The sequence below is a fragment of the Pseudomonas sp. GM55 genome (assembly GCF_000282395.1).
Classification (GTDB): Bacteria; Pseudomonadota; Gammaproteobacteria; order Pseudomonadales; family Pseudomonadaceae; genus Aquipseudomonas; species Aquipseudomonas fluorescens_CC.
The window spans coordinates 1-25,791 of sequence record NZ_AKJJ01000002.1 but is presented as its reverse complement, the minus strand read 5'-3'; the positions used below and the strand labels follow the sequence as shown (position 1 = coordinate 25,791).

The 25,791-nt window shown below is 60.1% G+C and carries 29 protein-coding genes; 18 read left to right on the top strand and 11 right to left on the bottom strand.

Features of this window, described 5'->3' with window-relative positions; translation table 11 throughout:
- The first annotated feature begins 10 nt into the window (after positions 1 to 10).
- Positions 11 to 523 carry a methylated-DNA--[protein]-cysteine S-methyltransferase gene (locus tag PMI31_RS00795; RefSeq protein ID WP_008015576.1) on the top strand — a complete coding sequence of 171 codons (513 nt, stop codon included), beginning with the start codon at positions 11 to 13 and terminating at the stop codon, positions 521 to 523.
- 99 nt (positions 524 to 622) lie between these two features.
- Here PMI31_RS00795 and PMI31_RS00790 read toward each other — a convergent pair whose 3' ends face one another.
- On the bottom strand, positions 623 to 1,216 hold the full coding sequence (locus PMI31_RS00790) for an NUDIX domain-containing protein (RefSeq protein WP_008015574.1): 594 nt from the start codon (positions 1,214 to 1,216) through the stop codon (positions 623 to 625).
- Positions 1,217 to 1,383: 167 nt separating this feature from the next.
- On the opposite strand from PMI31_RS00790, the gene PMI31_RS00785 reads away from it, so the two are divergent.
- Complete coding sequence (locus PMI31_RS00785; RefSeq protein WP_008015573.1) at positions 1,384 to 1,809, top strand: GNAT family N-acetyltransferase; 426 nt, start codon at positions 1,384 to 1,386, stop codon at positions 1,807 to 1,809.
- Between the two features lie 135 nt (positions 1,810 to 1,944).
- Here the strand turns inward: PMI31_RS00785 and PMI31_RS00780 are convergent, their stop codons facing one another.
- Positions 1,945 to 2,295 (bottom strand): hypothetical protein, encoded by a 351-nt coding sequence (locus PMI31_RS00780; RefSeq protein ID WP_008015572.1) that lies wholly within the window; start codon positions 2,293 to 2,295, stop codon positions 1,945 to 1,947.
- Positions 2,296 to 2,443: 148 nt separating this feature from the next.
- Here PMI31_RS00780 and PMI31_RS00775 point away from each other — a divergent pair, with 148 nt between their 5' ends.
- The 9 genes from PMI31_RS00775 to PMI31_RS00735 all read left to right on the top strand — a co-directional run bounded on the left by PMI31_RS00775 (position 2,444) and on the right by PMI31_RS00735 (position 7,442).
- Positions 2,444 to 2,692 (top strand): hypothetical protein, encoded by a 249-nt coding sequence (locus PMI31_RS00775; protein WP_008015571.1) that lies wholly within the window; start codon positions 2,444 to 2,446, stop codon positions 2,690 to 2,692.
- Positions 2,693 to 2,712: 20 nt separating this feature from the next.
- A complete protein-coding gene (locus tag PMI31_RS00770) occupies positions 2,713 to 3,042 on the top strand; it encodes a DUF6388 family protein (RefSeq protein WP_008015569.1) in 330 nt (109 codons plus the stop codon).
- 25 nt (positions 3,043 to 3,067) lie between these two features.
- Complete coding sequence (locus PMI31_RS00765) at positions 3,068 to 3,772, top strand: YoaK family protein (protein ID WP_008015567.1); 705 nt, start codon at positions 3,068 to 3,070, stop codon at positions 3,770 to 3,772.
- 197 nt (positions 3,773 to 3,969) lie between these two features.
- Positions 3,970 to 4,362: a sulfurtransferase complex subunit TusD gene (gene tusD / locus PMI31_RS00760; protein WP_008015566.1), complete on the top strand. Its 393-nt coding sequence runs from the start codon at positions 3,970 to 3,972 to the stop codon at positions 4,360 to 4,362.
- Between the two features lies 1 nt (position 4,363).
- Positions 4,364 to 4,726: a sulfurtransferase complex subunit TusC gene (tusC, locus tag PMI31_RS00755; protein ID WP_008015565.1), complete on the top strand. Its 363-nt coding sequence runs from the start codon at positions 4,364 to 4,366 to the stop codon at positions 4,724 to 4,726.
- A complete protein-coding gene (gene tusB / locus PMI31_RS00750) occupies positions 4,726 to 5,019 on the top strand; it encodes a sulfurtransferase complex subunit TusB (protein ID WP_008015564.1) in 294 nt (97 codons plus the stop codon). Before tusC ends, tusB begins: the two co-directional genes overlap by 1 nt.
- The gene (locus tag PMI31_RS00745; protein WP_008015563.1) at positions 5,016 to 5,351 is read left to right on the top strand and encodes a TusE/DsrC/DsvC family sulfur relay protein; all 336 of its coding nucleotides are present in this window, start codon (positions 5,016 to 5,018) and stop codon (positions 5,349 to 5,351) included. Before tusB ends, PMI31_RS00745 begins: the two co-directional genes overlap by 4 nt.
- Positions 5,348 to 6,349 carry a glycosyl transferase family protein gene (locus PMI31_RS00740; RefSeq protein WP_008015561.1) on the top strand — a complete coding sequence of 334 codons (1,002 nt, stop codon included), beginning with the start codon at positions 5,348 to 5,350 and terminating at the stop codon, positions 6,347 to 6,349. Before PMI31_RS00745 ends, PMI31_RS00740 begins: the two co-directional genes overlap by 4 nt.
- Before the next feature lie 91 nt (positions 6,350 to 6,440).
- The gene (locus PMI31_RS00735; protein WP_008015560.1) at positions 6,441 to 7,442 is read left to right on the top strand and encodes a glutathione S-transferase family protein; all 1,002 of its coding nucleotides are present in this window, start codon (positions 6,441 to 6,443) and stop codon (positions 7,440 to 7,442) included.
- Positions 7,443 to 7,555: 113 nt separating this feature from the next.
- On the opposite strand, the gene cysG is transcribed toward PMI31_RS00735, so the two are convergent.
- The 6 genes from cysG to PMI31_RS00705 all read right to left on the bottom strand — a co-directional run bounded on the left by cysG (position 7,556) and on the right by PMI31_RS00705 (position 15,192).
- Complete coding sequence (cysG, locus tag PMI31_RS00730; protein ID WP_008015558.1) at positions 7,556 to 8,950, bottom strand: siroheme synthase CysG; 1,395 nt, start codon at positions 8,948 to 8,950, stop codon at positions 7,556 to 7,558.
- Positions 8,951 to 10,231 (bottom strand): serine--tRNA ligase, encoded by a 1,281-nt coding sequence (serS, locus tag PMI31_RS00725; RefSeq protein WP_008015557.1) that lies wholly within the window; start codon positions 10,229 to 10,231, stop codon positions 8,951 to 8,953.
- 16 nt (positions 10,232 to 10,247) lie between these two features.
- Positions 10,248 to 10,622: a fluoride efflux transporter CrcB gene (gene crcB / locus PMI31_RS00720; RefSeq protein ID WP_008015556.1), complete on the bottom strand. Its 375-nt coding sequence runs from the start codon at positions 10,620 to 10,622 to the stop codon at positions 10,248 to 10,250.
- Positions 10,622 to 11,944, bottom strand: coding sequence for a replication-associated recombination protein A (locus PMI31_RS00715; RefSeq protein WP_008015555.1), 1,323 nt, complete (start codon positions 11,942 to 11,944; stop codon positions 10,622 to 10,624). The genes crcB and PMI31_RS00715 overlap by 1 nt, the downstream gene beginning before the upstream one ends.
- Before the next feature lie 146 nt (positions 11,945 to 12,090).
- Positions 12,091 to 12,714: an outer membrane lipoprotein chaperone LolA gene (gene lolA, locus PMI31_RS00710; protein WP_008015553.1), complete on the bottom strand. Its 624-nt coding sequence runs from the start codon at positions 12,712 to 12,714 to the stop codon at positions 12,091 to 12,093.
- A 66-nt stretch (positions 12,715 to 12,780) separates the two neighbouring features.
- Positions 12,781 to 15,192, bottom strand: a complete 2,412-nt coding sequence (locus PMI31_RS00705; protein ID WP_008015552.1) for a DNA translocase FtsK — start codon at positions 15,190 to 15,192, stop codon at positions 12,781 to 12,783.
- Between the two features lie 306 nt (positions 15,193 to 15,498).
- Here PMI31_RS00705 and trxB point away from each other — a divergent pair, with 306 nt between their 5' ends.
- From trxB to infA, 4 genes are all read left to right on the top strand, one after another.
- Positions 15,499 to 16,458, top strand: a complete 960-nt coding sequence (trxB, locus tag PMI31_RS00700) for a thioredoxin-disulfide reductase (protein ID WP_008015551.1) — start codon at positions 15,499 to 15,501, stop codon at positions 16,456 to 16,458.
- 61 nt (positions 16,459 to 16,519) lie between these two features.
- A complete protein-coding gene (gene aat, locus PMI31_RS00695) occupies positions 16,520 to 17,200 on the top strand; it encodes a leucyl/phenylalanyl-tRNA--protein transferase (protein ID WP_008015550.1) in 681 nt (226 codons plus the stop codon).
- Positions 17,201 to 17,257: 57 nt separating this feature from the next.
- Entirely contained in the window at positions 17,258 to 17,965 is a 708-nt protein-coding gene (locus tag PMI31_RS00690; RefSeq protein ID WP_008015549.1) for an arginyltransferase, read from the top strand.
- Between the two features lie 111 nt (positions 17,966 to 18,076).
- A complete protein-coding gene (gene infA, locus PMI31_RS00685) occupies positions 18,077 to 18,295 on the top strand; it encodes a translation initiation factor IF-1 (protein WP_002553999.1) in 219 nt (72 codons plus the stop codon).
- A gap of 380 nt (positions 18,296 to 18,675) precedes the next feature.
- Here infA and clpA read toward each other — a convergent pair whose 3' ends face one another.
- The gene (gene clpA / locus PMI31_RS00680) at positions 18,676 to 20,946 is read right to left on the bottom strand and encodes an ATP-dependent Clp protease ATP-binding subunit ClpA (protein WP_008015547.1); all 2,271 of its coding nucleotides are present in this window, start codon (positions 20,944 to 20,946) and stop codon (positions 18,676 to 18,678) included.
- 30 nt (positions 20,947 to 20,976) lie between these two features.
- Positions 20,977 to 21,339, bottom strand: coding sequence for an ATP-dependent Clp protease adapter ClpS (clpS, locus tag PMI31_RS00675; protein WP_033052565.1), 363 nt, complete (start codon positions 21,337 to 21,339; stop codon positions 20,977 to 20,979).
- A 224-nt stretch (positions 21,340 to 21,563) separates the two neighbouring features.
- Between clpS and cspD the strand changes: the two genes are divergently transcribed.
- Positions 21,564 to 21,818 carry a cold shock domain-containing protein CspD gene (gene cspD, locus PMI31_RS00670; protein ID WP_008015545.1) on the top strand — a complete coding sequence of 85 codons (255 nt, stop codon included), beginning with the start codon at positions 21,564 to 21,566 and terminating at the stop codon, positions 21,816 to 21,818.
- An 80-nt stretch (positions 21,819 to 21,898) separates the two neighbouring features.
- Here the strand turns inward: cspD and icd are convergent, their stop codons facing one another.
- A complete protein-coding gene (gene icd, locus PMI31_RS00665; RefSeq protein ID WP_008015544.1) occupies positions 21,899 to 23,155 on the bottom strand; it encodes an NADP-dependent isocitrate dehydrogenase in 1,257 nt (418 codons plus the stop codon).
- Between icd and PMI31_RS00660 the strand changes: the two genes are divergently transcribed.
- The gene (locus PMI31_RS00660; protein ID WP_043302084.1) at positions 23,154 to 23,381 is read left to right on the top strand and encodes a hypothetical protein; all 228 of its coding nucleotides are present in this window, start codon (positions 23,154 to 23,156) and stop codon (positions 23,379 to 23,381) included. The two genes, icd and PMI31_RS00660, sit on opposite strands and share 2 nt — an antisense overlap.
- 267 nt (positions 23,382 to 23,648) lie before the next feature.
- On the top strand, positions 23,649 to 25,791 hold a 2,143-nt coding region (locus tag PMI31_RS00655; RefSeq protein WP_043302083.1), incomplete at its 3' end, for an NADP-dependent isocitrate dehydrogenase.

Sequence of the window (25,791 nt, the reverse complement as noted above, 5' to 3'; positions counted from 1 at the left end):
GAGCCCTGACATGACCTATACCTGCATCACCGTGGCTTCCCCGGTCGGCCAGTTGAAGCTGGTCGCGAACGGCTCACAACTGGCGGCCATCCTCTGGGAAAACGACAAACCCGGTCGGGTGCGCCTTGGTCCGATGAGCGAAGCGCCGGACAACCCGATCCTGGTGCGCACGGCCACGCAGTTGCACGAATATTTTTCCGGCACCCGCGATCGCTTCGAACTGGAACTGGATTTTGCCGGCACGGAATTTCAGAAGAAGGTGTGGGCGGCGCTGCTGACCATCCCGTTCGGCGAGACCCGCAGCTACAGCCAGATCGCCGAACAGATCGGCAACCCGACGGCGGTCAGGGCCGTGGGTGCGGCGAATGGCAAGAACCCGATTTCGATCGTGGCGCCGTGTCACCGGGTGATAGGCGCGTCGGGCAAGCTCACCGGGTTTGCCGGTGGGCTTGAGGCTAAGGAGTTGTTGCTGACACTTGAAGGCGGGCACTGGCCTGGCACTGCACGACTGCCAGGCTTTTGATCCTGTAGGAGCTGGCTTGCCAGCGATGGCGGTCTTGAGTGCAGCATCGCAATTGAGGACGCCATCGCTGGCAAGCCTGCTCCTACAGGTTGGTGTTTGTCAGGATTGGGCGAAGAGGTTTTTCATCGCCGCATACTGCAACAGCATGATGGTCTTGGCGTCGCAGATCTCGCCGCGGTAAAACGCTTCGAGCGCGTCCTCGAACGCCCACTCCAGCACTTCCAGCTCCTCGGTTTCCGCCTCCAGCCCGCCGCCGTCGCTGACCTTCGACTTCGCGTCGTATTCGGCAATGAAGAAGTGCAATTTTTCCGTCACCGATCCCGGGCTCATGTACGCCTCGAACACCTTCTGCACATGGTGCACGCGATAACCCGTCTCCTCCTCCGCCTCATCGCGGATGCGGTCCTCAGGCGCCGCGCCTTCCAGCAGTCCCGCTGCCACTTCGATCAACAACCCATCGTGACCGTTGACGAACACCGGCAGGCGAAATTGCCGGGTCAGCACCACGGTTCGCTTTGCGCGGTTGTACAGGAGAATCGCCGCGCCATTGCCACGGTCGTAGACTTCCCGGGTCTGGCGTTGCCACTCGCCGTTGTTGCGTTGGTAATCGAAGGTGATTTTCTTGAGCAGGTACCAGTCGTGGGACAACACCTGAGACTCGACGATGTTGACCCGTTCGGCCGTGTTCGACATGACAACGCGTCCTGTTATTGGTCTGAGGGTGCGCATGATAAGTGAAAACGGACAGCGCTTGCCCCCCCCAAGCAAGCCGCGCGTTGGCGACGGTTCAACTTTTCCAGGGATGGAACAATCGCTGCAACCGGGATAGGCTGCGGCTTCAATGCCATAAGGACATAGCCATGAACCTGCGTATCGAACTGTCGCAAAACCCCACGGAAGAACAACGCCAGGCCATCCTCAAACCGCTGCGCGCCTACAATGGCTCGAAGGCCGAAGGTAACGTGCCCGAGCACATCGCCTTGCTGGTGCGCGACGACAACGACGAGATCCTCGGCGGCCTGCATGGCCGATTGTTTTACCAGTGGCTGTACATCGACTTGCTGGTGGTGCCGGAACAGGCCCGGGGACAGGGCCTGGGTTCGCAACTGATGCAGATGGCCGAGGACCTGGCGCGGGAACGGCGCTGCGTCGGACTCTGGCTCGACACCTTTGAATTCCAGGCGCCAGCGTTCTACAGGAAGTGCGGCTACAGCGAGATCGGGCACATTGCCGACTATCCACCGGGCCACAAGCATTTCTTCTTCCAGAAGCGCCTGAGCTACTGACCCATACCGCCCCCCCTGTAGGAGCGAGCCTGCTCGCGATGGTCGTCAACGAAAACGCTGGATGCCTGACACCCCGCGGCGTTCCGATTTTTTTCGCGAGCAAGCTCGCTCCTACAGGGGGGGAACAGCGTCAGATCACAGGCAAGTCGCCAACGCCGCCAGCCGGCGCTTGGCCACGAAATCATCCTTCTGTGCGTAGTAGCTCAACACCGTGCCCGAGGCATCACTGGTCACGTCGACGAAAGACTCCGCCGAGCGGGTGTAGACGGTCGTACCGCCCTTCTCGCCAGCTTGCAGATAGGCAGCGGCATCGACGCCGAACACGGCCTCGTCCTGCCAGGAAAACTGCACGCACTGGGCGACGTCTTTTCCCGGTTTTTCCGACTTCAGGGTCTTGTACGGGGCCTTGGTGCGGGCATCGTTCATCGTCGAGCCGGCGCATCCCGCCAGCAACGTCACGGCCAGCGCCACCATCAGAATTCGCATTGCATTCACTCATCAGGAAAAAGCGGACTTTATCACCCCGGCAGCCCGTATCGTTCTGCTTTACTTCATTTATACCGCGACACCGCGCAACGATTCGCGCACCCTGTCGCGTCAATAACGCCCCATCGCACCCCTGACTGGAAATCTGATGACACCTAATGCCGAGTTCTACAAACCGAGCACTGAATATGCCGACAAGCTGATCAGCCAGATCGGTCAGACGCCTTCCTGGATCGCCAAGCGAATCGGCGTCACCGACAAGCGGATTCGCTACATCCTCGACGGCGAAAGAACCGTCAAAGGCGAAACCACGCCGATCCAGATGACCTACACCGAACAGTTTGCCCTCGAATGCCTGGCGGCAGCGGCCAAGGCCAGCAAGAAGCAGTCTTCGTAATCCCCACTCAAGGAGCGACCATGGCGGCAACCGAACAACAACACGAGCTGGCACTGAAAAGGTTTCTCGACGAACGCCCCGGGTTGCGCGAAGAACTCGATCACCTCAACCCGCTGTTGGCTCAGGCCAAGGGCGAAACGGCGGCACAGTATCGCGAGGAACGACTGCACGAAGCGTTTGAAGCTGAAGCAGAACGCCAGAAGTTGTTCGCTTGGGAACTGACGTTGCAATTTACCGCCGCCACGCCCCAGGACTATGAGGCGCAACGCCTGGAAGTGCACCGGGAAGTGGCGGAAATGGCCGGCATGGACTGGCTGGAATATTGCGAGTTGAATGGGATAAAACCGTAAGTACCGTTCAGGGATACCATCGCCGATGCTGCCCAACACCGCCAGGACCCACGCCAGCCCCGGTCATTTGCACACGCAGAAATGGCGCGGGCGCATAGGTCTGAGCCTGGTGGCCATGCTCTCGGTACTCGCCGGCATGACCGACGCCATCGGCTTCATGGCCAGCGGCGACTTCGTCTCGTTCATGAGCGGCAATACCACTCGGATGGCGGTCGCCATCAGTGCTGGCGACCTTGGGTTGACCCTGCGCCTGGTGATCCTCGTCGCTACCTTCATCGTCGGCAACGCGCTGGGCATTATCGTCAGCCGCCTGGGTGGCCGCCGGGCCCTGCCGCTGCTGTTGTGCATCGCCACCCTGCTGTGCGCCGCCGCGGCCTGGCCTTATGAGGCGCAACTGCCGGCCCTGCTGGCGGCGATCATCGCGATGGGCATGCTCAACGCCGCGGTGGAAGAAGTGAACGGCCTGCCGGTTGGCCTGACTTACGTCACCGGCGCCCTGTCGCGTTTCGGCCGCGGGCTGGGCCGCTGGATGCTCGGAGAGCGTCGTAACGGCTGGCGCGTGCAACTGATCCCCTGGACCGGCATGTTCGCCGGCGCGGTACTCGGTGCCGTGCTGGAACATCACCTGGGGCTCAAGGCGTTGTTTGCCAGTGGCCTGCTGGCTGCCGGGCTCGGGGTGTTGTCGTTGAAGATCCCGCGGCGCTGGCAGCTGGGGTATATGCCGCGCTGATTCTGGTGTTGACTGTGAGGCCGTCATCGCGGGCAAGCCCACACAGTAGTGATCTTTAGTGCGGCTTGATTTTGTGAACAACGCAAAACCCTGTGGGAGCGGGCTTGCCCGCGATGAGGCCAGAACAGACAACATCACTTTAGCCGCCCCGCCGATAAAGCATTATCATGGCCGCAGTTTCGCTGATCGAGTCCGTCATGAAGTTCGCCATCGCCGTGTTTTCCGCCGCCCATGCGCCCTCCTCGCGCCGCGCCCTGCTGTTCGCCCAAGCGGCGCTGGCCGGCGGGCACGAGATTGTCCGGCTGTTTTTCTATCAGGATGGCGTCTACAACGCTTCCGCCAGTGTGGTCACGCCCCAGGACGAGCAGGACTTGCCCAAGCAATGGCGTGCATTCGTCAGCGACCATCAGCTCGATGGCGTAGTGTGTATCGCCGCCGCGCTACGTCGTGGCGTGTTGAACGAGGAAGAAGCCAAGCGCTATCAGCGCGAGGCTGTTGCCGTCGGTGCGCCGTGGGAGTTGTCCGGACTCGGCCAATTGCATGACGCGGCGCAGGATGCCGACCGCCTGATCTGTTTCGGAGGCGCATGACATGGCCAAATCCTTGTTGATCATCAGCCGTCAGTCGCCATGGTCCGGCCCGGGCGCGCGGGAAGCGCTGGATATCGTACTGGCCGGCGGCGCCTTCGATCTGCCGATTGGCCTGTTGTTTCTCGATGACGGCGTGTTCCAGCTGGCCGCCCGTCAGAACGCCAGGGCCGTGCAACAGAAAGACCTGAGTGCCAATCTGCAAGCCCTGCCGATGTTCGGTGTCGAGGAACTGTTTGCCTGCGGCGACAGCATCATCCAGCGCGGCCTGGACCCCAACGGCCTGTCGCTGGAAGAAACCCGGGTGTTGGCCGCCCACGAAATCACCGCCCTCATTGACCGTTACGACCAGGTGATCACCCTCTGATGTCGACTTTGCATGTGTTGTCTCATTCCCCGTTCGGCGACGAACGCCTGACCAGTTGCCTGCGCGTGATCGGCGCCAACGACGGCTTGCTGCTGTCCGGTGATGCAACCTATGCGTTGCAGCCCGGCACCGCACCGTTCACTGCGCTCAGCACCCGTGACCTGAAACTGTTCCTCCTGGCCGAAGATGCCCAGGCCCGTGCGCTTGTGGTTCCAGACTGGGCCGAGGCCATCGATTACCCGGCCTTCGTCGAACTGTCGATTCACTACGACAAGGTCAACAGTTGGCTATGAATGCATTGACGGTCGGCGCCCGCGCCATCGAGCTGGACAAGGACGGTTTCCTGGTCGAACTGAGTGACTGGTCTGCCGATGTGGCCAGTGCCCTGGCCGCTGTCGAAGACATCCAGTTGACGCCCGAACACTGGGAAGTCCTCGAACTGCTGCGCAGCTTCTACGCTGAATTCCAGCTGTCACCGGCCACCCGCCCGTTGATCAAGTACACCGCCCTGAAACTCGGCCCGGAAAAAGGCAACAGCCTGCACCTGAACCGACTGTTCAAAGGCACTCCCGCCAAACTCGCCGCGAAACTGGCGGGCCTGCCCAAACCGACGAATTGCTTATGACTGATTACCCAGCACTGACACTCGAAACGCCCGCCGAGCATCCGTTCGCCCAATTCGTGCGGATCCTTGGCAAAGGCAAACGCGGCGCCCGTGACCTGACCCGGGTCGAGGCCTGCGAGGCCATGGGCATGGTGCTCGATGAAAAGATCGAGGAAACCCAGCTCGGCGCCTTCCTGATGCTGTTGCGGCACAAGGAAGAAAGCGCAGAGGAGATGGCGGGCTTCACCGAGGCATTGCGCGAACGCCTGAATCCTCCGGCGCTGGCGGTAGACCTGGATTGGCCGACTTACGCCGGCAAGAAGCGGCACCTGCCGTGGTATCTGCTGGCGGCCAAGTGCCTGGCACAGAACGGCGTGCGGATTTTCATGCACGGCGGCGGCGCCCACACGGCCGGTCGCTTGTACTCCGAGCAACTGCTGGGCGATTTGAACATCCCACTGTGCCGCGACTGGCAACAGGTCGGCTCGGCGCTGGATAACGGCGGCCTGGCCTTCATGCCGCTGGTGGACTGGGCACCGCAGCTGCAACGGATGATCGACCTGCGCAACACCCTCGGCCTGCGCTCGCCGATCCACTCGCTGGCGCGGATTCTCAATCCGCTGGGCGCGCGTTGCGGCCTGCAGAGCATTTTCCACCCCGGCTATCAGGCCGTGCATCGCGATGCCAGCGGACTGCTCGGGGATACCACCATCGTGATCAAGGGCGATGGCGGCGAAATCGAGATCAATCCGGACGCCGACAGCCACCTGTACGGCACCAGCGGTGGCGAGAGCTGGGATGAGGAATGGCCGCAGTTGTCAGCGCAGCGTCATGTCAAACCCGCCACGCTCGATCCCGAGCACTTGAAAGCGGTGTGGCGCGGTGACGTGGTCGACAGCTACCCGCAAATGGCCTTGATTTCGACCATGGCCCTGGCACTGCGTGGCCTCGGTCAGAGCCGCGAACAAGCCTTCGAAACCGCCGAGCAATACTGGGCCGCCCGCAACAAATCGATTTAACCGATCATTCGCGCCCGATCTTTGCGCTTTTTGTTCGAACTCATCGGAATAGACTCAACCCCAACGATTATGGGTTTCGGGAGTCTTGAACATGGGTTTGTTAGTGGATGGCCGCTGGCAGGACAAGTGGTACGAAAGCAGCAAGGACGGCGCGTTCCAGCGTGAACAGGCGCAGCGGCGCAACTGGTTGACCGCAGACGGCAAGCCGGGACCGACCGGCGTCGGTGGTTTCGCGGCCGAACCCGGGCGCTATCACCTGTACGTGTCCCTGGCCTGTCCGTGGGCCCATCGCACGCTGATCCTGCGCAAACTCAAAGGCCTCGAAAACCTCATCGACGTCTCGGTGGTCAGTTGGTTGATGCTGGAAAACGGCTGGACCTTCGACCAGAACCTGGGTTCGACCGGCGACAAGCTCGACCACTTCGAATTCATGCACCAGCGCTACACCGCCGACACTGCCGACTACACCGGCCGCGTCACCGTACCGGTACTGTGGGACAAACAGCTCAAGCGCATCGTCAACAATGAATCATCGGAAATCATCCGCATGTTCAATGGCGCCTTCGACGATTTGACCGGTAACGACCTGGACTTCTACCCGGCGCCGCTACGTGGTGAGATCGATGCGCTGAACGAGCAGATCTATCCCGCGGTGAACAATGGCGTATACCGCGCCGGCTTTGCCACGTCACAACAGGCTTATGAAGAAGCCTTCGATGAGGTGTTTGCCGAACTGGACCGACTGGAGCTGCTGCTGGGCGCCAACCGCTATCTGGCGGGCGAGTACCTGACTGAAGCGGACATCCGCCTGTTCACCACGCTGATTCGCTTCGATGCGGTGTACTACGGGCACTTCAAGTGCAACCTGCGACGGATTGCGGATTATCCGAACCTGTCGAACTGGCTGCGGGAAATCTATCAGTGGCCGGGGGTTGCCGAAACGGTGGATTTCACCCACATCAAGAATCACTACTACGCCAGCCATCGGACCATCAACCCGACAGGAGTGGTGCCGAAAGGTCCGGCACAAGACTTCACCGCGCCCCATGATAGAGAGCGGTTGAGCGGGAAAGGGGTTTGGCGCAGGGCCTGAGATTTTATGCAGGTATTGAGGGCCCCATCACGGGCAAGCCCGCTGCCACAGGTTTTGCGTTTGGCACAAATCCTGTGGGAGCGGGCTTGCCCGCGATGGGGACGACGTGGTCTCTAAACTTGCCCCTGAGCCCCTTCAAACCACGCCAGTTTCTCGCGCAGTTGCACCACTTCGCCCACGATCACCAATGTCGGCGCATGCACTTCATGCTCCGCCACCAGCCGTGGCAAGTCCGCCAGGGTGCCGGTAAACACCCGCTGGTTGACCGTTGTACCCTGCTGGATCAAAGCTGCCGGGGTGTCAGCACCGCGACCGTGCTTGATCAACTGTTCACAAATGATCGGCAGGCCCACCAGCCCCATGTAGAACACCAGAGTCTGCGCGGGTGCGACCAGGTCGGCCCAAGGCAAATCGGTGGAACCATCCTTCAGGTGCCCGGTGACAAAGCGTACCGATTGCGCGTAATCGCGGTGCGTCAGCGGAATCCCGGCATAGGCCGAGCAGCCACTGGCCGCCGTGATCCCCGGCACGACCTGGAACGGGATGCCCTGCGCCGCCAGTTCTTCGATCTCTTCACCACCACGACCGAAGATGAACGGATCGCCGCCCTTCAATCGCACCACCCGCTTGCCCTGTTTGGCCAGATCCACCAACTGCTGGTTGATCTGATCCTGCGGCACTGCGTGATCGGCACGGCGCTTGCCGACGTAAACCCGCTCGGCGTCGCGACGGCACAGTTCGAGAATCGCCGGCGCCACCAGGCGGTCGTACAGCACCACGTCGGCTTGTTGCATCAGGCGCAAGGCGCGGAAGGTCAGCAGGTCGGGATCGCCCGGGCCGGCGCCCACCAGATAGACTTCGCCAGTCGCTACCGGCGCTTCGCCATCGATTTTCGCCTGAAGCAGACGCTCCGCTTCAGCGCCCTGCCCGGCCAGCTGCCGATCGGCAACCGGGCCCTGGAAAACATCTTCCCAGAACGCCCGACGCTGCTGCACATCCGGAAACAGGCCTTTGACCTGATGACGGAAACGCGCCGCCAACCCGGCCAATTGACCGTAGGTGGAAGGAATCCAGGTTTCGATCTTGGCGCGGATCAAGCGCGCCAGCACCGGCGCATCGCCGCCGCTGGACACCGCGATGATCAGCGGAGAACGGTCGACGATCGCCGGGAAGATCACGCTGCACAGGGCTGGCGCGTCCACTACGTTGACCGGCACGCAACGCCGATGGGCATCGGCGGAGACTTGCGCGTTCAGCGTTTCGTCGTCGGTGGCGGCAATGATCAGCCCGCAACCGTCCAGATCCGTTTCGGCGTAGCCACGCAACAGGCACTCGCCACCGCTGCCGGCAACCAGTTCGCGCAATTGCGCTTCGATTTCAGGTGCAACCACCCGCAGCAGCGCACCGGCATCGGCCAGCAGGCGGGATTTGCGCAAGGCAATCTCCCCCCCGCCGACGACCAACACACGACTGCCGCGAAGATTGTGAAACAGCGGCAGATAGTTCATTTAACCAATGACCTCAAGGCCACCCATGTACGGTTTGAGGACTTGCGGCACACGGATCGAACCGTCGGCCTGCTGGTAGTTCTCCAGCACCGCCACCAGGGTACGACCGACCGCCAGGCCGGAACCGTTCAGGGTGTGTACCAGTTCCGGCTTGCCGGTTTCCGGGTTGCGGAAACGCGCCTGCATGCGGCGGGCCTGGAAGTCGCCGCAGTTGGAGCACGACGAGATTTCGCGGTATTTGTCCTGGCTCGGGATCCACACTTCCAGGTCGTAGGTCTTGACCGCGCTGAAGCCCATGTCACCGGTGCACAGTGCCAGGGTGCGATAAGGCAGTTCCAGCAGTTGCAGGACTTTCTCGGCGTTGGCGGTCAGGCCTTCCAGTGCTTCCATCGACTTCGACGGCTCGACGATCTGCACCATTTCAACCTTGTCGAACTGGTGCTGGCGGATCATGCCGCGGGTGTCACGACCCGATGCACCGGCTTCGCTGCGAAAGCACGGCGTATGGGCAACGAACTTGATCGGCAGCAGTTTCGAATCGACGATTTCGCCGGCGACGATGTTGGTCAGCGACACTTCGGCGGTCGGGATCAGGTACAGATCGGCTTCGCCTTCGCGCGCGATCTTGAACAGGTCTTCTTCGAACTTCGGCAACTGGCCGGTGCCTTGCAGCGCCGGCGCCTGGACCAGATAAGGCGTGTAGGCCTCTTCATAGCCGTGCTCGGTGACGTGCAGGTTGATCATGAACTGCGCCAGGGCGCGGTGCAGACGGGCAATCGGGCCGCGCAGCAGGGCGAAACGGGCGCCAGACAGTTTCGCGGCGGTTTCGAAGTCCAGCCAGCCGAACTTCTCGCCCAAGGCCACGTGGTCCTGGACCGGGAAGTCGAAAGCCTTCGGCGTGCCCCAACGGCGCACTTCAACGTTGCCGTCTTCGTCATCGCCAACCGGCACCGATTCGTGCGGCAGGTTCGGAATGCCCAGCAGGATCGAATCCAGCTCGGTCTGGATCGCGTCCAGTTCGACTTTACCGGCGCTCAACTCGCCCGCCATGCGCTCGACGTCCGCCATCAACGGCGCGATGTCTTCGCCGCGCTGCTTGGCCTGACCGATGGATTTGGAGCGTGCATTACGTTCAGCCTGCAGTGATTCGGTGCGGGTCTGGACGGTCTTGCGCTGTTCTTCCAGCGCTTCGATGCGCGCAACATCCAGCACAAAGCCACGGGATGCCAGGCGGTCCGCTACGTCCTGAAGGTTGCTACGTAACAGTTTGGAATCGAGCATGTCGGTTTCTCGTTTATCAAAGTTTGGTCAAGGACAGGCCGGCCCAGGTGGCAAGCAGCCCGCCGAATACGCTGAGTGCCGCATAGCCCAAGGCCAGCGGCACTTGTCCGCTTTCCAGCAGGCGCACCGTATCCAGTGAAAAGGATGAAAAAGTCGTCAGCCCCCCGAGGAAGCCGACCATCAACCCGGCACGCACCTCGACAGGCACCTCCGGGCGTATCAAAAACAGACCGTATAGAACGCCGATCAGCAAACAGCCCACGATATTAACGGCCAGCGTCGCGGTATAGAAGTGCCGCGGCCAATTCGCGTTGATCCAGTTGCCCGTGGCAAAGCGCAACAATGTACCGGCTACCCCGCCAACGGATACCGCAACGATCAAAGGAAGCACTATTTTCTCCGCTGTCGGGGGCTTAAACGGTCGAGTTTCGCCAGGTGATTGAGTTTTTCGCCGATTTTCAGTTCCAGGCCACGGGGCACCGGTTGATAGAACGGAATCGGCTCGAGCTCTTCCGGGAAGTAATCTTCCCCGGCGGCATAGGCGTCCGGCTCATCGTGGGCATAACGGTATTCATCGCCATAGCCCAACTGCTTCATCAGCTTGGTCGGCGCGTTGCGCAGGTGCAGCGGCACTTCCAGCGAGCCGTGTTCGGCGGCGGCGCGCAATGCGGTCTTGAAGCCCATGTACACCGCGTTGCTTTTCGGTGCGCAGGCCAGATAAGTGATGGCCTGGGCCACCGCCAGTTCACCCTCGGGGCTGCCAAGGCGTTCCTGAACTTCCCAGGCTGCCAGGCACAAACTCAGGGCGCGCGGGTCGGCATTGCCGATGTCTTCGCTGGCCATGCGCACCACGCGCCGGGCCAGGTACAGCGGGTCGCAGCCACCGTCGATCATCCGCGCAAACCAGTACAGCGCGCCGTCGGGGTTGGAACCGCGCACCGATTTGTGCAGCGCGGAAATCTGGTCGTAGAACGCTTCGCCACCTTTGTCGAAACGCCGACGGGTATCGCCGAGCAGGCTTTGCAGAAGGTCGGTGCCCATTTCGCTGTTGTCTTCGGCCAGATCCGAGGCGTTTTCCAGCAGATTCAGCAGGCGCCGGCCATCGCCATCGGCGGCGGACAGCAGCATCTGGAAGCCCTCATCGCTGAGGGTCAGGTTGCGCTTGCCCAGGCCCCGCTCTTCGGTCAGCGCACGCTGCACCAGCTTGCGCAGAGCCGCTTCGTCGAGGCTCTTGAGCACATAGACCCGTGCCCGTGACAGCAAAGCGTTGTTCAATTCAAACGAGGGGTTCTCGGTGGTGGCGCCGATGAAAATCAGCGTGCCGTCTTCGACATAGGGCAGGAACGCATCCTGCTGGGACTTGTTGAAACGGTGCACTTCATCGACGAACAGGATGGTGCGCTTGCCGTATTGCCCGGCCTGCTGCTTGGCGATTTCCACCGCCTGACGGATTTCCTTCACACCGGCGAGCACCGCCGACACCGTTTCGAAGTGCGCATCCGAGACTTCCGCGAGCAATCGCGCCAGGGTGGTCTTGCCCACGCCAGGCGGCCCCCAGAAAATCATCGAATGCAGGGCACCCTGCTCCAGCGCTTCGCGCAAGGGCTTGCCGCGAGCGAGCACGTGTTCCTGACCGACGTACTCGTCCAGATTGGTCGCGCGCAGGCGGGCGGCCAATGGCTGGGCGATCGGGGTGCTGCGAAACAGGTCCACTATCTCTGAAACCTCAATTAAACACCGTCTCCACTGTAGGAGCGAGCATGCTCGCGATGGACGTCAACGATAACGCTGACAGCCTGACACCCAGCAGTGTCTTTGAGTTCATCGCGAGCATGCTCGCTCCTACAGGGGTTTGCGTGTTACTCCTGGATCACGTCCGCACCCTTGGGGATGTCGAACTTGAACTTGGACGCCGGGATCGGCTCGTTGGCCTTCACCCCGGTGAACAGGATGTTGGTGCGCTGGCCGACGCTGTCGATCAGTTGCATGTCATTGACCAGGCCATTGCGGAACGACAGGCGCAGACTGTCGAACAAGGTGTCCTTGGTTTTCGGCTTCAGGGTGAAGTCGATTACGCCGCCGGCTTCCTTGGCACTGATGTCGAAGCTCTGGCTGATCTTGGACACGTCACCGGACAGCAGCAACGCAGGCGTCTGGGTCAGACGCTCATCGAGTTTCTTGATGGTGGCCTGTTCCAGGTCCGGGTCCCACAGGGTGACCTTCTTGCCATCGGAGACCATGGTCTGCTCGGCTGGCGCATCGGTGTGCCAGTAGAACAGGCCCGGACGCTGCAGCGACATGTCGCCGGCGGTTTCCTGCAACTGGGTGCCGGTGCCGTCCAGGGTCAACTGAGAGAAACGTGCGGTGAGGGTCTGGGATTTTTCCAGCAATTGGGTCAGGCGTGCCACGTCCTTGTCATCGGCGTTAGCCTGGAGCGTGGTCAAAGCCAGTACCGGCAGCAACAGCATGCGGATCAGACGCATGGGAGTCCTCATAACATTCGTGGGAGTGCGAGCGGTGCCAAAGGCACCACTCCTTTCATACTCGGGTCAGTCGCGCACCGGGCCCGGGGCCAGGACTTCACGCGAACCGTTGGTGTTCATGGACGTCACGACTCCGGCCATTTCCATGGCTTCGATCATGCGCGCGGCGCGGTTGTAGCCGATCTTGAGCTTGCGCTGAACCGCGGAAATGGAGGCGCGACGGCTTTCCAGCACGAACTGGACCGCCTCGTCGTACAGCGCATCGGCCTCAGGATCATCGCCATCGCCGCCACCGCTGCTGCCTTCGAAGCCGCTACCCGCCTCTTCGACGCCATTGAGAATGTCGTCGTTGTATTCCGGCGCGCCTCGTAACTTCCAGGCTTCCACCACGCGGTGAACCTCATCGTCGGACACAAAAGCACCGTGAACACGAATCGGCAGACTGGTACCCGGCGGCATGTAGAGCATGTCACCGTGGCCCAGCAGTTGCTCGGCACCGCCCTGGTCGATGATGGTCCGGGAGTCGATCTTGCTCGATACCTGGAACGCCATGCGGGTCGGGATGTTGGCCTTGATCAGACCGGTGATCACATCCACCGACGGACGCTGGGTCGCGAGGATCAAATGGATACCGGCCGCACGAGCCTTTTGCGCGATACGGGCAATCAGCTCTTCAACCTTCTTGCCGACGATCATCATCATGTCGGCGAATTCGTCGACCACCACCACGATGGTCGGCAGCTTGCTCAGCAGCGGTGCTTCGTCGTGGATGCTCTCGCGCTTGTACAGCGGATCGCTCAACGGTTCGCCGGCGTCCTGGGCTTCCTTGACCTTGGCGTTGAAGCCCGACAGGTTGCGCACGCCCATCTTGGCCATCAGCTTGTAGCGGCGTTCCATCTCGGCAACGCTCCAGCGCAGGGCGTTGGCGGCGTCCTTCATGTCGGTGACCACCGGGCACAGCAGGTGCGGAATGCCTTCGTAGATCGACAGTTCCAGCATTTTCGGGTCGATCATGATCAGCTTGGCGTCTTCCGGGCCGGACTTGAACAGGATCGACAGGATCATCGCGTTCACGCCCACCGACTTACCGGAACCGGTGGTACCGGCCACCAGCAGGTGCGGCATCTTCGCCAGGTCGGTGATGACCGGTTTGCCGCCGATATCGTGGCCCAGGGCCAGGGTGACCGGGGATTTGAAGTTGTCGTACTCGGGGGTCGACAACACCTCGGAGAAACGCACGATCTGCCGGTCTTCGTTGGGAATCTCGATACCCACCGTGGTCTTGCCCGGAATCACTTCCACCACGCGCACGCTGGTCACGGCCAGGGAACGGGCCAGGTCTTTGGCCAGGTTGGAAATGCGGCTGACCTTGACGCCAGCGGCCGGCTGGATTTCGTAACGGGTAATCACCGGGCCCGGGTGGATCGAATCGACCGCGACTTCAACGCCGAATTCCTTGAGCTTGATTTCCAGCAAGTGGCCAACCGCAGCCAGGGATTCAGGCGAGTAATTGAGCTGTTTCTTTTCCGCGGGATCGAGAATCGATATCGGCGGCAAGGTGCCTTCCACGGCGCTGTCGACGAACAGAGGCGCCTGTTTCTCTTTTTCGACGCGTTTGCTCGGTGCGGCAGGCTTCGGTGGCGCGGGCGCGATCACCGGCGGCACCTGCTTCTCGCGTTCGGACATGTGCTTGCTCAGGGCTTGCTCACGCTCGATCAGCCGCTCCTTGACCTTGGCCTGCTCGCGTTTGTCGGTGACGGTCGGCGCAACCACTTCATCCATACGGTCGTCGACTTCACGCAACTGGGCGACCAGTTGTTTGCGCTCGGTACGGGCCGCCCACCAGCGATTGGCCGCGCCCTGGAAGAGTTCGAACAGGTCGAGGGTGATCTTGCCGGTGATATCCATCACCTTGAACCACGACAGGTCGGTAAACACCGTCAGGCCGAACAGGAACAACGCGATGAACAGCAGGGTGCTGCCCTGGATATTCAGGGCGTTCCGGGCCAGGTCGCCGAGGCTTTCGCCCAGCGCACCGCCCGCACCGGCCGGCAGACCGGTCGCGGCATGGAAATGGATATGGGCCAGAGCGGCGCCCGACAGCACCAGGAACACCAGGCCGATCAGGCGCCAGGAGAACAGCCAGCCGCTCCACTGCCACGGTTCGTGCCGCTGGCGGAAGATCTGGTACGCCTTGATCGCCAGCAGCAACGGGAAGATGTAGGCGAAGTAACCCAGCACCATGAACAGGATATCGGCGCTGTAGGAGCCCGCTGGCCCGCCGAAGTTCTGCACGTCATCGATCTTGCTGTTATGGCTCCAGCCCGGATCATCCTTGCCATAGGTCAACAAGGCCATCATCAGGAACAGGCACAAGGCACCGATGGCGATCAGCGCACCTTCCTTGAGTCGGTAGTGCAAGTGCTGGCGCCAGAGCGGAACGACGGCTGGTTTAGGTGCTGCGGTGGATTTCTTCAAAACGCTTCTTTTCCTGCGCCATGGGCGCGTCCATCTGGTGAATGTCTATAAAAACTGGCAAAAAACTGCCCAATCCAGGCAGGTAAAAAAGTTAACACGCGTAACCGGGACTACTTTTAACACTGCGCCGCGGTTTTTATAAACACAGCGCGCACTGAATATATGTAGCACGCACGGCATTGTACGGGTTTGTACGCACGACGCCATGCTTGAGACCCTTGGGTGTAGCATAGTCAACAGCACATGACATGCTGTTCAATTTGAGCATGCATTCTCTTTTGTGACAAAGGCTTATGAGGTGTTTTTATGAGCGAAGCGAAGCATTCCCGCCTGATTATCCTGGGCTCCGGCCCTGCCGGTTACAGCGCAGCCGTTTATGCCGCCCGCGCCAACCTCAAGCCCGTTGTCATTACCGGCATACAGGCAGGTGGCCAACTCACCACGACCGTCGAAGTCGATAACTGGCCAGGCGACGTCGAAGGCCTGACCGGGCCGGTCCTGATGGAGCGCATGCAAAAACACGCCGAACGCTTTGCCACCGAGATCGTTTACGACCACATCCATACGGCCAAGTTGCAACAACGGCCGTTCGAACTGATTGGCGATGGCGGAACTTACACCTGCGACGCGCTGATCATTGCCACCGGCGCTTCTGCGCAATATCTGGGCCTGCCGTCGGAAGAAGCGTTTGCCGGCAAAGGGGTTTCGGCGTGCGCGACCTGTGATGGATTTTTCTATCGCAATCAGGTGGTTGCGGTGGTCGGCGGCGGCAACACGGCGGTCGAAGAAGCGTTATACCTGTCGAACATCGCCAAAGAAGTGCACCTGATCCATCGGCGCGACAAACTGCGCTCGGAGAAAATCCTCCAGGACAAACTCTTCGAAAAGGCCGCCAATGGCAATATCCGCCTGCACTGGAACCAGAATCTGGACGAAGTACTTGGCGATGCCAGCGGCGTGACCGGCGCCCGGCTGCGGGACAGCCACACCGGCGAAACCCGGGAACTGCCACTGGCCGGGGTGTTTATCGCCATCGGCCACAAGCCCAACACCGACCTGTTCACCGGACAACTGGAAATGCGAAACGGGTATCTGCTGGTCAAGGGTGGCAGCGAAGGCGATGCCACCGCCACGGCGATAGCAGGCGTGTTTGCCGCCGGCGACGTGGCCGACCACGTCTATCGCCAGGCCGTTACGTCTGCCGGGGCCGGTTGCATGGCGGCACTGGACGCCGAAAAATACCTCGACGACATTCCTGCCATTTGAAGGCAAACTTTATAGCGAGCCAACACCACCACTGCCCTCCCCTTCTGCAAGCCCGGATGCCATGCTGACTTGGTTACAACGCAACACCTTGCATTTCCCACCGCTGGAAAAGGCCATGCGCGACCCCAACGGGCTCCTGGCTGCCGGCGGTGATCTGTCCGCCGATCGGCTGGTCTCGGCCTATCGCCATGGCTGCTTCCCATGGTTCTCCGAAGGCCAGCCGATCCTCTGGTGGTCTCCGGACCCGCGCACGGTTTTGTTTCCCGACGAACTGCACGTCTCGCGCAGCCTGAACAAACTGCTGCGCCAGCAACGCTACCAAGTGACCTTCGACGCGGATTTTGCCGCCGTCATCCGCGCCTGTGCGGCCCCCCGGGATTATGCCGACGGCACCTGGATCACCGAGGCGATGCAAGATGCCTACATCGAACTGCACAGGCGTGGTCACGCGCATTCGGTGGAAGTGTGGGACGGGGACGAACTGGTCGGCGGGCTGTATGGCCTGGCGATGGGCCGGTTGTTTTTCGGCGAGTCCATGTTCAGCCGCGTCGACAACGCCTCGAAATTCGGCTTTGCCACACTGGTTCGACATCTGAAAGACTCGGGTTTTGTCCTGATCGATTGCCAGATGCCCACCGATCACCTGCACAGCCTTGGAGCCCGGGCGATACCCCGCCACGAGTTTGCCAGCTATCTGACCAGGTATCTGGACCAACCCAACGCCGCCACCTGGGTTTGCTGAGCGTCTTTTGCGCGTGTGGCTTACACTTAATCAAAAGCATTATCCCGAGGGTTGATCATGACCGAGTTGGCGCGCTTGAAGTTCTATGCCACTCAGCCGCACTCTTGCAGTTATCTGCCCGATGAGCAGGCCACGACCCTGTTCCTCGACCCTAGCCAGCCCATGGATGTGCATGTCTATGCAGACCTGTCAGAGATGGGCTTTCGTCGCAGCGGCGATCATCTCTACCGGCCGCATTGCCAGAACTGCAATGCGTGCGTTCCGGCGCGCATTCCCGTGGGACAGTTCACGCCCAACCGGCAACAGAAACGCATCTTCAAACGTAATACGGATTTGCAGGTGCGTCCGGCCAAGCCCGGCTTCAACGAAGAGTACTTCGACCTTTACCAGCGTTATATCGAACAGCGTCATGCCGATGGCGATATGTACCCGCCAAGTCGCGACCAGTTTTCGACATTCCTGGTGCGGGACCTGCCGTTTTCACGTTTTTATGAGTTCCGCCTGAACGGACGGCTGCTGGCCGTCGCCGTCACCGATTTACTGCCGAACGGTCTTTCGGCGGTCTACACCTTCTACGAGCCTGCCGAAGAGCGCCGCAGCCTTGGGCGCTATGCAATTCTCTGGCAGATCGCCGAGGCCAGCCGGCTTGGGCTGGAAGCGGTCTACCTCGGCTACTGGATCAAAAACTGCAAAAAAATGAACTACAAGACTCAATATCGCCCCATTGAGTTGCTGATTAATCAGCGCTGGGTGGTTCTAAACTAGAGCCGGCCCTAAACCCCTTGGCTTAAACCCCACTTTTCGGGCACAATGCACGCCGCTTTTGCCTGGCGCAGTTGCACCGGGCCATTCATTGGACACCGAGGGCTTTACTGCATGTCGAAAGAAGACAGCTTCGAAATGGAAGGCACTGTCGTCGACACCCTGCCCAACACCATGTTTCGTGTGGAGTTGGAAAATGGGCACGTCGTAACCGCGCACATCTCCGGCAAGATGCGCAAGAACTACATCCGTATTCTTACCGGCGACAAAGTGCGCGTAGAGCTGACTCCCTATGACTTGAGCAAAGGGCGCATCACTTACCGCGCTCGCTAAGGTAGGAGCGAGCTTGCTCGCGAAAAACCTGAGGGCGCCGCGTCAAGTCAGACTCCCCGCATCATCGTTGACGACCATCGCGAGCAAGCTCGCTCCTACAGTGATAGGGCCCGCTCGCTAATCAAGTCAATACAAGACGCCCGGCTTATGCCGGGCGTTTTTGTTTGCGCACAGTTTCCGACCATCACCGCAAAACCCTGTGGGAGCGGGCTTGCCCGCGATTACGATGGATCAGCTTGCATAGATGTTGAATGTGCGGCCGTCTTCGCGGGCAAGCCCGCTCCCACAGGGATCTGCGGCGACGGTTCAATTCGAGCAAATAGCAAAAAGCAAAAAGCAAAAAGGCGCCTCTCGGCGCCTTTTTGTTTTGCTTTTGAACGTCAGGCCATCTCGGCGGTAGTCTCGAACTCGAAGGTCAGTTCGCCGTCCTTGATGTCGATGTGCACCACACCGCCATGTTCGGCCAGTTCGCCAAAGAGAATCTCCTCTGCCAGCGGACGCTTGATCTTGTCCTGGATCAGGCGCGCCATTGGGCGAGCACCCATCGCCGCGTCGTAGCCACCTTCGGCGAGCCAGCTGCGAGCCGCATCGGAGACCTCCAGCAACACTCGCTTGTCTTCCAGCTGCGCCTGAAGCTCGGTAAGGAACTTGTCCACCACGCTCTTGATGACCTCATGGCTGAGGCGACCAAACTGGATGATGGTGTCCAGACGGTTGCGGAATTCCGGCGTGAAGCTCTTCTTGATCACTTCCATCGCATCGGAGGAGTGATCCTGATAGGTGAAACCGATCGAAGCGCGAGCTGCAGTCTCGGCACCGGCGTTGGTCGTCATGATGACGATAACGTTACGGAAATCCGCCTTGCGCCCGTTGTTATCGGTCAACGTACCGTGATCCATGACCTGCAACAGCAGGTTGAAGACTTCCGGATGCGCCTTCTCGATCTCATCGAGCAACAGCACGCAGTGTGGCTGCTTGGTAATGGCTTCGGTGAGCAGACCGCCCTGATCGAATCCGACATAACCCGGAGGCGCACCGATCAGACGCGATACGGTGTGGCGCTCCATGTACTCGGACATGTCGAAACGAATCAACTCGACACCCAGCGCCTTGGCCAACTGACGCGCCGCTTCGGTTTTACCGACACCGGTAGGCCCTGCGAACAGGAACGAACCGACAGGCTTGTCAGGGGACTTGAGGCCGGCACGGGACAGCTTGATCGCGGTTGCCAGCGAGTCGATTGCGGCATCCTGACCGAACACGGTCAACTTCAGGTCACGCTCGAGGTTACGCAACAGTTCCTTGTCGGAACTGGTGACGTGCTTGGGCGGAATCCGCGCAATTTTCGCGACAATGTCCTCGACCTGAGGCACTTCGATGCGTTTAACACGCATCTCGATCGGCTGCAGGCGCTGATAGGCACCCGCCTCGTCGATCACATCGATCGCCTTGTCCGGCATGTGTCGGTCATTGATATAGCGCGAGGCCAGTTCGGCGGCGGCGCGCAGGGCTTCATCACTGTATTCGATATTGTGATGGCTTTCGAAACGCCCCTTCAGGCCGCGCAGAATGCCAATGGTGTCTTCCACCGAAGGCTCCGACACATCGACCTTCTGGAAGCGCCGGGCCAAGGCACGGTCCTTCTCGAAAATGCCGCGGAACTCCTGGAAGGTGGTCGAACCGATGCAACGGATATCACCCGAGGACAGCAGCGGCTTGAGCAGATTCGAGGCATCCATGACGCCACCGGACGCGGCACCCGCACCGATGATGGTGTGGATCTCGTCGATGAACAGGATCGCCTGCGGACGTTTTTTCAGTTCATTGAGCAACGCCTTGAAGCGCTTCTCGAAATCACCACGATACTTGGTGCCCGCGAGCAGAGCGCCAAGATCGAGGGAATAAACAACACTGTTGGCCAGCAGGTCCGGCACCTGGTTGTCGACAATGCGCTTGGCCAGGCCTTCGGCAATCGCGGTTTTACCCACGCCCGCCTCGCCCACCAGCAGCGGATTGTTTTTGCGACGACGCGCCAGGATCTGCGCGACACGCTCGACTTCCAGCTCTCGCCCCACCAACGGATCGATACGACCCTGGCGCGCGAGTTCATTGAGATTGCTGGCATAAGCATCCAGGGGATTGCCCGAGGAAGAAGACTCACCGCCCTCGTCGTCCTGCATATCTTGCTCACCTTCAGAATGATCGCCATGCCCCGGCACCTTGGAAATGCCATGGGCGATGTAGTTGACGACATCTATACGGGCAACGCTCTGCTGTTTCAGCAGGAACACTGCCTGACTCTCTTGCTCACTGAAGATCGCGACCAGCACGTTGGCACCAGTCACTTCGCGTTTGCCCGAGCTCTGTACGTGAAACACAGCACGTTGCAGTACACGCTGGAAGCCCAGGGTTGGCTGGGTTTCGCGATCCTCGTCATGCACGGGGATCAATGGCGTGGTGGAGTCGATGAACTCCTGCAGGTCATGCTTGAGTTTGTCGAGGTTTGCGCCGCAGGCACGCAAAACGGTGGCGGCAGCCTCATTGTCCAATAGGGCCAGCAGGAGATGCTCGACGGTCATGAATTCATGACGCTTCGAACGGGCCTCCTTGAAGGCAAGATTGAGGGTGACTTCGAGCTCGCGGTTTAACATAGCTTCACCTCATACCCAAGTGTCCGGCGATTAACCGTCCTTCTCGATTTCACAGAGTAGCGGATGCTGGCTTTCCCTGGCGTACTGGTTGACCTGCATGGCCTTGGTCTCGGCGATGTCGCGGGTAAACACTCCACATACTGCCCGTCCTTCCGTATGGACGGCCAGCATGACCTTGGTCGCCAGCTCGCGATTCAGGTTAAAAAACACCTCGAGCACTTCGACGACGAAATCCATCGGTGTGTAGTCATCATTGAACAAAACCACCTTGTACATCGGCGGCGCCTGTAGTGCAGGCTTTGCCTCCTGAACAGCAATGCCTGTGGAATCGTCGTCGTGTAAATCAGGGTGATCCTGATTGAATGTTAGTCGAATCTGGCTGATTGCATGCATGGAAAGAAAGGTTCGTCAGTGGTTCAAATACAGTGGTGGGGACGGCTATCAGCGTTTTCAACTCCGACTGCCCGGTCAGCTTGACTATCGGCAAAACGGTGTTACAACCAATAGAGCCCACAGTGGGTAAAAAAGGTCCGCGGAGTCAATCTTATTTACAGATTCGACTGCGGATGTACTGGATGATACTCCAGTGATGGAGTCTGTAGCAGAGGGATATGGGTATGGCTGTCGGCAAGGTGAAGTGGTTCAACAATGCCAAGGGTTACGGATTCATCAACGAGGAAGGCAAGACAGAAGATCTGTTTGCCCACTACTCAGCCATTAAAATGGATGGTTATAAAACCCTGAAAGCCGGGCAAGCTGTCGTATTCGAGATCATCCAGGGCCCCAAAGGCCTGCACGCGGTCAACATCGGCAACCCGGTGGACGCTTCGAAAGCGGCAACATCCCCCGTGCAACAGACCGTTACGGTGTAAGTCCACACCATCATCCCGCCATAAAAAAACCGCCTGACTCAAATGCTTGAATCAGGCGGTTTTCATATGCCTGCGTTTTCTTACATGTGCGAGATCAGCGCATCACCGAAACCGGAAGACGACACCAGTTTCGCCCCGTCCATCAGACGCTCGAAGTCATAGGTCACGGTCTTGGCGGAAATCGCGCCGTTGGTGCCCTTGATGATCAGGTCGGCTGCTTCGGTCCAGCCCATGTGGCGCAGCATCATTTCAGCGGACAGGATCAGCGAACCCGGGTTGACCTGGTCCTTGCCGGCGTACTTCGGTGCCGTACCGTGGGTGGCTTCGAACATGGCCACGGTGTCGGACAGGTTGGCACCCGGCGCGATACCGATCCCCCCCACTTCGGCCGCCAGGGCGTCGGAGAGGTAGTCACCGTTCAGGTTCAGGGTCGCGATCACATCGTACTCGGCCGGGCGCAGCAGGATCTGCTGGAGCATGGCGTCGGCGATGGCATCCTTGACGACAACGTTCTTGCCGGTTTTCGGGTTCTTGAACTGCATCCACGGACCACCGTCGAGCAGGGTCGCGCCGAACTCTTCAGCCGCCACTTCGTAGGCCCATTCCTTGAAGGCACCTTCGGTGAACTTCATGATGTTGCCTTTGTGCACGATGGTCAGCGAATCGCGATCGTTGTCGACCACATATTGCAGGGCCTTGCGCGCCAGACGCTTGGTGCCTTGCAGCGACACCGGCTTGACGCCGATACCGCAGTTCTCGTCGAAACGGATCTTGGTAACGCCCATTTCTTCTTTCAGGAACTTGATGACCTTGGTGGCTTCCGGCGTACCGGCCTTCCACTCGATGCCGGCGTAGATGTCTTCGGAGTTCTCGCGGAAGATGGTCATGTCGACATCGCCCGGCTTCTTGACCGGGCTAGGCACGCCTTCGAACCAGCGCACCGGGCGCAGGCAGACGTACAGGTCGAGCTGCTGACGCAGGGCCACGTTCAGGGAACGGATGCCGCCACCGACCGGCGTGGTCAGCGGGCCCTTGATGGAAACCACGTAATCCTTGACCGCGTCCAGGGTTTCCTGAGGCAGCCAGGTGTCCTGATCGTAAACCTGAGTCGCTTTCTCCCCGGCGTACACTTCCATCCAGGAAATCTTGCGCTCGCCACCGTAAGCCTTCTTAACAGCAGCATCGACAACCTTGATCATGACCGGGCTGATGTCGACACCAATGCCGTCGCCTTCGATGAAGGGGATGATCGGGTTATTAGGAACATTGAGAGAATGGTCTGCATTGACGGTGATTTTGTCGCCGACGGCTGGAACCTGAATCTTCTTGTAACCCATGCTGAACTCCATTGATTGGATTGAACATCTGGCCTGGTTCGAGCGTAACCCAGTTGAATCGGCGCGCAAACCCTATGTTCAGTCCATCTGCCGCAAAGCCTTGCCTCTCGCGAGCTACAAGCCTGAAAGCAAAGGGAAAAGCGCCAATCTCAAGCACGACGAACGACCTTACGCCCTGGCGGCCCCTGCGACCTTTAGACCAATGGACGACATTCGTTGCGTATGAAGCATCGGCAGATTGCCAGCTACCTATGTATAATGCCGCCGCTGACTAAAGGGTCACGACGTGCCGAACAGCTCTACGACGAGTGTTCAGGCCCGATAAGCCGGTCTGTTACCGCAGCCCGGCTGCTTGACACCCTACTGATGCACCCAACATCACAGCAACGAAACCTCGATATTCGGCTCATGGATGACTTTGAACGAACGCGCTTACCCGGCGCCCTCGAGTTTCTGCGCACGCTTTAGCAAAGAAGAGAGAGTTAATCCGAATATGCCCACCCGCTCGAAGATCATCTATACCTTCACCGACGAAGCTCCTGCCCTCGCCACCTATTCACTGTTGCCTATCGTAGAGGCGTTCACCGCCTCGGCTGATATCGCCGTTGAAACCCGCGATATCTCTCTTGCAGGGCGCATCCTGGCCAGCTTCCCCGAGCAACTGGGCGACAAAGCCGTAGCCGACCACCTCGCCGAACTGGGCGCCCTGGCCGTTACGCCTGAAGCCAACATCATCAAGCTGCCGAACATCAGTGCTTCGGTTCCACAGCTGCAAGCCGCGATCAAAGAACTGCAAGCCCAGGGCTACAACCTGCCGGACTACCCGGAAACCGTGACCTGCGACGCCGACAAAGAAGCCAAGGCGCGCTACGACAAGGTCAAGGGCAGCGCCGTGAACCCGGTTCTGCGTGAAGGCAACTCCGACCGTCGCGCCCCGCTGTCGGTCAAGAACTACGCACGCAAGCACCCGCACAAAATGGGCGCCTGGGCCAAGGACTCCAAGTCCCACGTCGCGCACATGAGCACCGGCGATTTCTACGGCAGCGAAAAAGCCGCCCTGATCGACGCCGCTGACGCCGTGAAAATCGAATTGATCGCTCAGGACGGCACCGCCACCGTCCTGAAAGAAAAGACCAGCGTACAAGCCGGTGAGATCCTCGATTGCGCGGTCATGAGCAAAAACGCCCTGCGCAGCTTCATCGCGGCCGAAATCGAAGACGCCAAGGCACAAGGCGTGCTGCTGTCGGTTCACTTGAAAGCCACCATGATGAAGGTCTCCGACCCGATCATGTTCGGCCAGATCGTTGCCGAGTTCTATAAGGACGCACTGGCCAAGCACGCTGACGTGCTGGCACAGATCGGCTTCAACCTGAACAACGGCATCGGCGACCTGTACGCTCGCATCAAGGCATTGCCTGCCGAGCAACAAGCCGCCATCGAAGCTGACATCCAGGCGGTCTACGCCGTTCGCCCTTCCCTGGCGATGGTCAACTCCGACAAAGGCATCACCAACCTGCACGTGCCGAGCGACGTGATCGTCGACGCCTCGATGCCGGCGATGATCCGTGACTCCGGCAAGATGTGGGGCACCGACGGCCAGCTGCACGACACCAAGGCCGTGATCCCGGATCGCTGCTACGCCACCATCTACCAGGCAGTGATCGAAGACTGCAAGGCCAACGGCGCGTTCGATCCAACCACCATGGGCAGCGTGCCGAACGTTGGCCTGATGGCGAAGAAAGCCGAAGAGTACGGCTCCCACGACAAGACTTTCCAGATCAAGGCTGACGGCGTTGTTCGCGTCACCGACAGCAAGGGCAACCTGCTGCTGGAGCAGTCGGTTGAAGCCGGCGACATCTTCCGCATGTGCCAGACCAAAGACGCGCCGATCCAGGACTGGGTCAAACTGGCCGTCAACCGCGCTCGCGCCAGCAGCACTCCAGCGATCTTCTGGCTGGACCCGCTGCGCGCCCATGATGGCGTGGTGATCGAGAAAGTTCAGGCTTACCTGAAGGACCACGACACTGCCGGTCTGGACATCCAGATCATGTCGCCTGTCGACGCGATGAAGTACACCCTGCAGCGTACCCGCGAAGGTAAAGACACCATCTCGGTAACCGGCAACGTACTGCGCGACTACCTGACCGACCTGTTCCCGATCATGGAACTGGGCACCAGCGCCAAGATGCTGTCGATCGTGCCGCTGATGAACGGCGGTGGCCTGTTCGAAACCGGCGCCGGCGGCTCGGCTCCGAAGCACGTCCAACAACTGCTGGAAGAAAACTTCCTGCGCTGGGATTCGCTGGGTGAATTCCTGGCCCTGGCTGCGTCCCTGGAACACCTGGGCGTGACCTACAACAATCCAAAGGCGCTGGTTCTGGCCAAGACCCTGGATCAGGCCACCGGCCAGTTCCTGGACAACAACAAGTCGCCATCGCGCAAAGTCGGCAACATCGACAACCGCGGCAGCCACTTCTACCTGGCGCTGTACTGGGCTCAAGCCCTGGCTGCCCAGACCGAAGACACTGCACTGCAAGCGCAGTTCGCGACTTTGGCCAAGACCCTGACCGAGAACGAGGCGACCATCGTTGCCGAGCTCAACGCCGTTCAGGGCAAGCCAGTGGACATCGGCGGGT

Excerpts from the sequence above, each read along its gene's own strand:
- infA (WP_002553999.1), top strand. The coding sequence starts at position 18,077 with ATGTCGAAAGAAGACAGCTTCGAAATGGAAGGCACTGTCGTCGACACC.
- PMI31_RS00765 (WP_008015567.1), top strand. The coding sequence starts at position 3,068 with ATGCTGCCCAACACCGCCAGGACCCACGCCAGCCCCGGTCATTTGCAC.
- tusC (WP_008015565.1), top strand. The coding sequence starts at position 4,364 with ATGGCCAAATCCTTGTTGATCATCAGCCGTCAGTCGCCATGGTCCGGC.
- cysG (WP_008015558.1), bottom strand. The coding sequence starts at position 8,950 with ATGAACTATCTGCCGCTGTTTCACAATCTTCGCGGCAGTCGTGTGTTG.
- clpS (WP_033052565.1), bottom strand. The coding sequence starts at position 21,339 with ATGCATGCAATCAGCCAGATTCGACTAACATTCAATCAGGATCACCCT.
- tusB (WP_008015564.1), top strand. The coding sequence starts at position 4,726 with ATGTCGACTTTGCATGTGTTGTCTCATTCCCCGTTCGGCGACGAACGC.
- lolA (WP_008015553.1), bottom strand. The coding sequence starts at position 12,714 with ATGCGTCTGATCCGCATGCTGTTGCTGCCGGTACTGGCTTTGACCACG.
- PMI31_RS00660 (WP_043302084.1), top strand. The coding sequence starts at position 23,154 with ATGCTGAACTCCATTGATTGGATTGAACATCTGGCCTGGTTCGAGCGT.
- PMI31_RS00785 (WP_008015573.1), top strand. The coding sequence starts at position 1,384 with ATGAACCTGCGTATCGAACTGTCGCAAAACCCCACGGAAGAACAACGC.
- PMI31_RS00690 (WP_008015549.1), top strand. The coding sequence starts at position 17,258 with ATGACCGAGTTGGCGCGCTTGAAGTTCTATGCCACTCAGCCGCACTCT.
- PMI31_RS00780 (WP_008015572.1), bottom strand. The coding sequence starts at position 2,295 with ATGCGAATTCTGATGGTGGCGCTGGCCGTGACGTTGCTGGCGGGATGC.
- icd (WP_008015544.1), bottom strand. The coding sequence starts at position 23,155 with ATGGGTTACAAGAAGATTCAGGTTCCAGCCGTCGGCGACAAAATCACC.
- serS (WP_008015557.1), bottom strand. The coding sequence starts at position 10,231 with ATGCTCGATTCCAAACTGTTACGTAGCAACCTTCAGGACGTAGCGGAC.
- PMI31_RS00795 (WP_008015576.1), top strand. The coding sequence starts at position 11 with ATGACCTATACCTGCATCACCGTGGCTTCCCCGGTCGGCCAGTTGAAG.
- PMI31_RS00775 (WP_008015571.1), top strand. The coding sequence starts at position 2,444 with ATGACACCTAATGCCGAGTTCTACAAACCGAGCACTGAATATGCCGAC.
- trxB (WP_008015551.1), top strand. The coding sequence starts at position 15,499 with ATGAGCGAAGCGAAGCATTCCCGCCTGATTATCCTGGGCTCCGGCCCT.
- PMI31_RS00770 (WP_008015569.1), top strand. The coding sequence starts at position 2,713 with ATGGCGGCAACCGAACAACAACACGAGCTGGCACTGAAAAGGTTTCTC.
- PMI31_RS00790 (WP_008015574.1), bottom strand. The coding sequence starts at position 1,216 with ATGTCGAACACGGCCGAACGGGTCAACATCGTCGAGTCTCAGGTGTTG.
- PMI31_RS00745 (WP_008015563.1), top strand. The coding sequence starts at position 5,016 with ATGAATGCATTGACGGTCGGCGCCCGCGCCATCGAGCTGGACAAGGAC.
- cspD (WP_008015545.1), top strand. The coding sequence starts at position 21,564 with ATGGCTGTCGGCAAGGTGAAGTGGTTCAACAATGCCAAGGGTTACGGA.
- PMI31_RS00740 (WP_008015561.1), top strand. The coding sequence starts at position 5,348 with ATGACTGATTACCCAGCACTGACACTCGAAACGCCCGCCGAGCATCCG.
- aat (WP_008015550.1), top strand. The coding sequence starts at position 16,520 with ATGCTGACTTGGTTACAACGCAACACCTTGCATTTCCCACCGCTGGAA.
- tusD (WP_008015566.1), top strand. The coding sequence starts at position 3,970 with ATGAAGTTCGCCATCGCCGTGTTTTCCGCCGCCCATGCGCCCTCCTCG.
- PMI31_RS00735 (WP_008015560.1), top strand. The coding sequence starts at position 6,441 with ATGGGTTTGTTAGTGGATGGCCGCTGGCAGGACAAGTGGTACGAAAGC.
- clpA (WP_008015547.1), bottom strand. The coding sequence starts at position 20,946 with ATGTTAAACCGCGAGCTCGAAGTCACCCTCAATCTTGCCTTCAAGGAG.